General features: G+C 65.0%; 7 protein-coding genes and 1 pseudogene. 3 read left to right on the top strand and 5 right to left on the bottom strand.

Going from position 1 to position 6633, the window contains the following annotated elements; translation table 11 throughout:
• Window positions 1–224: pseudogene (locus JHC99_RS03750) on the top strand (GTP 3',8-cyclase MoaA); the annotation flags it as partial.
• Window positions 224–535, top strand: a complete 312-nt coding sequence (locus JHC99_RS18735; protein ID WP_366927705.1) for a hypothetical protein — start codon at window positions 224–226, stop codon at window positions 533–535. The pseudogene JHC99_RS03750 and the gene JHC99_RS18735, both read left to right, overlap by 1 nt.
• A 143-nt stretch (window positions 536–678) precedes the next feature.
• Here JHC99_RS18735 and maiA read toward each other — a convergent pair whose 3' ends face one another.
• The 5 genes from maiA to JHC99_RS03720 are packed head-to-tail and all read right to left on the bottom strand — an operon-like array spanning window position 679 to window position 5630.
• Window positions 679–1308, bottom strand: a complete 630-nt coding sequence (gene maiA / locus JHC99_RS03740) for a maleylacetoacetate isomerase (RefSeq protein ID WP_292152120.1) — start codon at window positions 1306–1308, stop codon at window positions 679–681.
• A gap of 11 nt (window positions 1309–1319) precedes the next feature.
• A complete protein-coding gene (locus JHC99_RS03735) occupies window positions 1320–2012 on the bottom strand; it encodes a fumarylacetoacetate hydrolase family protein (protein ID WP_292152119.1) in 693 nt (230 codons plus the stop codon).
• Window positions 2009–3064 (bottom strand): gentisate 1,2-dioxygenase, encoded by a 1056-nt coding sequence (gene gtdA, locus JHC99_RS03730; RefSeq protein WP_292152118.1) that lies wholly within the window; start codon window positions 3062–3064, stop codon window positions 2009–2011. Before gtdA ends, JHC99_RS03735 begins: the two co-directional genes overlap by 4 nt.
• A 17-nt stretch (window positions 3065–3081) precedes the next feature.
• Entirely contained in the window at window positions 3082–4377 is a 1296-nt protein-coding gene (locus tag JHC99_RS03725) for an aromatic ring-hydroxylating dioxygenase subunit alpha (RefSeq protein ID WP_292152117.1), read from the bottom strand.
• Between the two features lie 17 nt (window positions 4378–4394).
• Window positions 4395–5630, bottom strand: coding sequence for a flavin-dependent oxidoreductase (locus JHC99_RS03720; RefSeq protein ID WP_292152116.1), 1236 nt, complete (start codon window positions 5628–5630; stop codon window positions 4395–4397).
• A gap of 330 nt (window positions 5631–5960) precedes the next feature.
• On the opposite strand from JHC99_RS03720, the gene JHC99_RS03715 reads away from it, so the two are divergent.
• A complete protein-coding gene (locus tag JHC99_RS03715; protein WP_292152115.1) occupies window positions 5961–6629 on the top strand; it encodes an RraA family protein in 669 nt (222 codons plus the stop codon).
• Window positions 6630–6633: the final 4 nt, after the last annotated feature.

Here is a 6633-nt window from a genome sequence, read left to right as displayed (position 1 = left end):
ACCGGGTGCGGGTGACCTGCACCGGGACCCTGTTCGTCTGTCTGGGCCAGGACGACCACGCCGACCTTCGGGCCGTGCTGCGCGACCATCCCGGCGACGACGCTCCGCTCCAGGCTGCGATCCGCGAGGCCATCTCACGCAAGCCCAGGGGCCACGATTTCGAGATCGGGCGTCGGGGGGCGGCGCCGGCGGTATCGCGGCCGATGTCGATGACGGGCGGCTGATGGCGCGGGTGCTGATGTTCGGAGCCCTGGCCGAGTTGGCGGGCTGGCGCGAGCGGGATATCGACGCGGGGTCGCTGGGTGCGTTGCGGGCGATGCTGGCCGATGAGGATGCGGGGCTGGGCGAGCGGCTGTCGGGGCCGGGAACCTGCGCCATCCTCAATGCCGAAATGGTGCGGCGGTGCTGTCAGTCCAACGGCAACTTGTCTAAGATGAGGGGAGTTCGGGCAGGGCAGGCGGGTCTTATCCAGCGAGCCTCTCCGACACAGCCAGGGCGGCCGAGCGTTGTGTTTTGGACGTGTCTCTACTGGTGAGGTGGCGATCCTGGTTTAAGCGGCTGTGGAAGGCGGTGTGGACGGCGAAGGATTTCGCCCTCAAAGGCGGTGGCCTTCAGCAGGGACGCGGCCGACCCACCCGCGTGGCCGGCGCCGACGATGACGACCTTCATGACGGGGTCCTATTCCGCGTCCGGCTGCAGGTCCGGATGAGTGTCGGCGAAGGCGGGCAGGGCCAGGCAGGCCGCCTCGATGGCGGACAGGCGAGGCCAGCGCAGATCGACGCCGAAGCGCCGGGCATTGGCCATCTGGGGCACCAGGCAGATGTCGGCCAAGGTCGGGGTGTCGCCGAAGGCGAAGGGGCCGGTCTGGCCGGTTACCAGCGTCTCCAGCGCGTCGAAACCGCCGTCGATCACGTCCCGGGCCCAGACGTTGGCGTCGTCCTGCGTCTGGCCGCGCGCCTGAAGGGCCTTGAGCACCCGCAGGTTCTGGACCGGGTGGATGTCGCAGGCGATGACCTGGGCGAAGGCGCGAACCCGGGCGCGCGCCACCGGGTCGGAAGGCCGCAGCGACGGTTCGGGGTACTGTTCGTCCAGGTATTCGCAGATGGCCAGCGACTGGGTCAGGACCGCGCCGTCGTCCAGGATCAGGCTGGGCAGCAGGCCTTGCGGATTGATGGCCAGATATTCCGGCGACAGCTGTTCGCCCTTTCGCAGGTGCTGATAGCGGTGCTCGACCGTCAGCCCCTTGAGCTGGAGCGCAATACGCACCCGCCAGGCGGCGGACGAGCGGAAATAGCCGTGCAGGATCATGGGGTGCGGGCTCAGTGCGCGGGGGGGCCGACGGTGACGGTCAGTTTGCCGAGGCCGTCGATCGCCCCGACGAGGGTGTCGCCCTGAACCACCGGACCGACGCCGGCGGGGGTGCCCGTGAAGATCAGATCGCCCGGCTCCAGCCGGTAGAAGGCCGAGACATGGGCGACGATCTCTGGCACCGACCAGATCAGCTCGGCCAGGTCGCCGGTCTGCTTCCGCGTCCCGTTCACGTCCAGTGTGATGGCGCCTTTCGAAGGGTCCAACTCTGACGCCGGGTAGATGGGGCCAAGCGGCTTGGACTGTTCGACGTTCTTGCCCGCATCCCAGGGACGCCCCGTCTCGCGGGCCTGGAGCTGAAGGTCACGACGGGTCATGTCCAGACCGACGGCATAGCCATAGATGAGTCCGGGCGCATCCTCGACCGGGACGTTGCGGCCCGAGGCGCCGATGGCGATGACGAGCTCGATCTCGTAATGATAGTCGGTCGTCGACTGAGGATAGGCGATGACGCTGCCGTCCGGCACGATTGTCTCGGCCCAGCTGGTGAAGAAGAAGGGCGGCTCCCGGTCGGGATCGCGGCCCATCTCGCGGGCGTGGGCGGCATAGTTGCGACCGATGCAGAACAGGCGGCGGACGGGAAAGCTTTCGCCCTTGGTCGTGGGGGCGAGGATGGGCGCCATCGGCGAGAAGGTCAAGGTCACGCGTTTTCTTCCTTGAATAGGTTCAGTTTTTCCTGGCAGGCCCGGTCTGAATAACCGAACAGAACCAGGGTGTCTTTTGCCTCGAACCGCAGTGTCGTCCAGGACGGGACGACCAGCACGTCACGCGGGGCCAGGGTCATGGGGGCGTCATTCAGCCAGGCCTGGCCCAACCCTTCCACCACCACGTAGATGCTGGCGTCGGTCGAACGGCGACCCTTGGTCGCGAACCCTTTCGGCAGCAGCCGGACGTGGGCCGAGATGGTCGGCATGATGGAGCCGCCGTCGGCCGGGTTCAGGAACTCCAGCGCATGACCCAGGTGCGGATCGGGCTCGGCGGAGGTGGCCAGCCGGTCGAGAGCGGCACGCCATTCGGCGTAAGGATAGTGGAACAGCGGCTGATGCGCCGGGCGACGGTCGGCGACGCTGCCGCGCATGGGGCGCAGATTCTGGCCGTAACGGCTGGAGGTGTCGCCCGCAGGCACAGTCTCGGGGTGGGCGTCGGCGCCGAGCTTTTCCGAGAAGCTGGCGTCGAAATGGCTGACGGTCGGGATGTCCAGCCCGTCCAGCCAGATCATGGGCTTGTCGGTCGGATTGCCGTGGTCGTGCCACTGGCCGCCCGGCGTCAGCACCAGGTCGAACGGGCGCATGACAGCCTTCTCGCCATCAACCGCGGTGAAGGCGCCGTCGCCCTCCATGACGAAACGAAGCGCGCACTGGGTGTGGCGATGGCAGGGCGCGACCTCGCCCGGCAGGATCAGCTGAAGGCCGGCATACAGGCTGTTGGTGATGCGCGAGGCGCCGGGCAGGCCGGGATTCTCCAGGATCAGGACGCGACGTTCAGCCTGGGCCGCGCTGATCAGGTCGCCCGCGCGCATCAGATAGTCGCGGGCGTCGTCGAAGCGCCATTTGTGGGCGACGACGGCCGATGCGGGCTCGGGCGTCACCAGCGAGGCCAGCACCTCCCAAAGCGGCGTCAGGCTGGCGGGGCGCATCTCATCATAAAGCGCCTGGAGCTGGCTGGACTGTTCGTTGCTGAGGACGGCGTGCGACATGACCGAGACCCTGGACCTCAGATTCTTATCACGAGGCGATCGTCGATGGCGGCCGTGCCTTCGATCCCCATAGCCTTGCAGTAGGCGTTCCAGACCTCGGGCGGCTGACCCGCCTGGAACAGAAAGCGTTCCAGATGACGCCCCATCAGGGGGTGGGTGCGGAACTCGTCCAGCGGGATGCCCTCTACCAGCAGTTCGCGCTCGGCGATCGGCAGTTCGACGAAGGCGGCGATCTCGGGATCGCGGATCACGCCCTTTGGATCTTCACCCCGTTCGACCGCATCCATGTCGGCCATCAACTGTTTACGCAGCATCTGGATGCCGCGGTCGCTAAGGCCCAATTTTTCCTTGGTCCGATCGGCCACAACGCCCTGTCCGACCCAGGCCACGAAGTCCTGGTTCATCACATGGGTGCTGATCCAGCGGCCAGTCTTGGCATCCTTGATCGGGCCGTGCCAGGTCGGGATACTGTCCTGCACATAGGGTTCGGCGTCGGTGGGGACGCGTACAAACACCCACGCGATGCTGAGCGTGTTCTCGTCGTCGATCGGGACGCGCCACTCAAAATGGTCGCCCAGAAAGAAGCAGTTGGGCAGCAAACACACGCGGCCTACCGTCCACATCGTGTGGTCCTCGGGCAGATCTTCGCGCTGGCGACGGTAGATCAGGCCGTAGTCGAACTCGTCGAAGGCGACCTGGAGATGTTTGGGCCCAAGTTCGGCCATCAGGTCGGTCTGGCGACGCGACCAGTTGGTGTGCATCCACTCGAAATGGACCGGATCGATCGAGTTCTCCTGGCACTGCAGCCAGTTGCAGGGGATCTCGGAAATGATGATCTGGGTGAAGCCGTTGGTCCAGTTGAACGGCTCCCAGTTCGGAAGCTCCGGCGCGGGCAGGGGACCCATATAGGTCCACAGCAGCCCTCCCAGTTCCTTCACCGGATAAGCGGTGATGCGGACCTTGTCCTTGTATTTGGCGCGGGCGGCGACAGTATCCTCATAAGGCATCTCAACGCACTGGCCGGTCTCGTTATAGGCCCAGCCGTGATAGTTGCAGCGCAGGCCGCACGCCTCGACAAAGCCGTAGGACAGGTCGGCGCGGCGGTGGGCACAGGCGCGCTGGACCAAGCCATACTGGTCGGACAGATCTTTGTAGAGAACCAGATCTTCCCCCATCAGGCGGATAGCCTTGATGCGGGTTTTGTCGTCGAAATCGGTGACGCCGGCGATCGGCGTCCAGTGGCGGCGCAGCATCTCGCCCATGCGGGTGCCGGGGCCGACACGGGTCAGCATCTCGTTGGTTGCAGCGTCCATGACGGGTTTCCTTCCATCTACTTCGCGGCGGCCGCCTCGACGGAGAACCCGGCGATGCGCTTGTAGTTGTCCGACAGCGCCCGAAGTTCGTCCTGGGTGATGTGGTCGTCCAAATGCACGAACGGGCGGTCGCCGGTCAGCTCCTCAACCCGCAGATTGATGATGTCCGGCGGCGACGTCCGGTTGGTCTGAACGATCTTTGCGGTTGGTGCGAGGCGGGCGGTCTCATAGGCCTTCAGCGCCGCTTGCGGATCGCCCCCGGAGGCCAGCAGATCGGCCAGGGTGCGCGCATCGATCAGGCCTTGCGCCGAGCCGTTCGAGCCGCGCGGATACATCGGGTGTGCCGCGTCGCCGGCCAGGGTCACGCGCCCGAAAGTCCACTGCGACAGGGGATCCTTGTCCACCATCGGATATTCCAGGATCGGGTCGGCCCCCTTGATAAGTGCACCAACGTCCAGCCAGTCGAACCGCCAATCTTTGAATGTCGGCAGGAAGTCGTCCAGGCGGCCGCCCTTGTTCCAGTCGTTCATCGTCGAGGACGACCGCTCGATCTCGGCCACCCAGTTGATCAGCTGGTCGCCCGAGCCATCGTCGAAGTTCGAGATCGGATAGATGACCATCTTGCCGGTCCGCAGCGACCCGACCCGGAAATAGGTGCTGCCGTCCAGGATCGGCTTGCGCCGCGTCACGCCGCGCCAGGTGTTGATGCCGGTGAAGACGACCTTGTCGTCGGGATAGAAGATCTTGCGCGTCGCGGAGTTCACCCCGTCGCAGCCGATGGCGATGTTGGCGCGAACCTCTGGCAGGGCCTGGCCACTGGAAGTCTGACAAAACTGAAGGGTGACCCCCGTCTCGTCCTGAGCCATGTCAGCGAGGCTGTGATCGGTGACGATGCCGTCGGGTCCCAGGCGGGCGAGTGCCTCTGCATACAGAATCGTATGGAGTTTCCCGCGATTGATCGCCACCTCGGGCAGGGCATAGCCGGCGGCAACGCCGCGCGGTTCGCCGTAAAGTTTCTGGCCGAAGCGATTGTAGAACTCGCTGTTCTGCGTCTCGATTCCGACGGCCCGGATGGCGTCGAGCAGGCCCAGCTCGGCGATCTCGCGCATGGCGTGAGGCAGCAGGGTGATGCCCACCCCGATTTCGCGAAGCTGCGGCGCAGCCTCGTAAACACGGCTTTCAACGCCCCTGCGATGCAAGCCGATGGCCAGAGCCAGCCCGGCTATCCCGCCCCCGATAATCGCGATCTTCACGTCGCCTCCTTGGCCCCGTCTGTCCGGTGTCGTTGGTCAGTACCGGTTCTCGTTCCTTACCAATGGAAAGACGTCTGTTCAAATACCCTTTTTGAAATTGACGGAACCTCAATGCCCCAATCATTCCCTATCGGGGAAAAAATGAAGCAATGCCGTCAATATAAAGGCCCTTTTTCATGAACGGCGAGGCGCTTTCGGCTACCGTCACAACGCCTCTGGTCGATTTGAATCTTAGAAGGTATTACGTCTGATGATATCTGCCAGAACCCCGGGCGCCGTTGAAGTCGGCGGTCATCCTGCTATCAACCCGAGATAACGATGACGCCAACCTTGTCCTCCGATTTTCTAACCGAAGCCCGTCGCCTGGGTACCGCTACCCTGCACGAGGCGGCTGGTCGGATCGGGGCTCTGCCCGCCGCGATCAAGCCGGTTGATCAATCCATGACGCTGGCCGGGCCCGCCTTCACCGTTCACTGCCCCGCGCTGTCGAATCTGCAGATCCACCACGCCCTTTACCTGGCTCGCCCAGGCGACATTCTGGTGGTCCATGTCAGCGGCGGCGTGGAGGCCGGCTATTGGGGGGACATCCTGAACGAGGCGGCGATGGCGCAGGGCCTCGGAGGGCTGGTGATCGACGGGGGTGTCCGTGATACCGCCGGTCTCGCCAGCATGGATTTCCCGGTCTTTTCCAACGGGGTCTGCATCCGGGGCACAGGCAAGGACTACGACGCGACGGCCTGGCTTCAGGAAGCGGTCCTGATGGGCGATGTGCTGATCCAGCCGGGCGATCTGATCGTCGGCGACCGGGATGGGGTAGTTGCGCTGCCGATCGACCTTGTCGACGAGATCGTTCTGGCAGCGCAGCGACGCGAGGCCGACGAGATCGCCAAGATCGACGCCATCCGTCGCGGCGAGCGCACGCTGGATCTGTACGGGTTCGCCAAGGACGCCCCGACCCACATTGTCCCGGGCACGCCGTTCACCGGCCGGGCGCGCTGACGCG

The organism is Brevundimonas sp. (assembly GCF_016463485.1).
Lineage (GTDB): Bacteria > Pseudomonadota > Alphaproteobacteria > Caulobacterales > Caulobacteraceae > Brevundimonas.
Note: the sequence above shows the minus strand (reverse complement) of the source record. Positions and strands in the feature narration are given on the sequence as shown.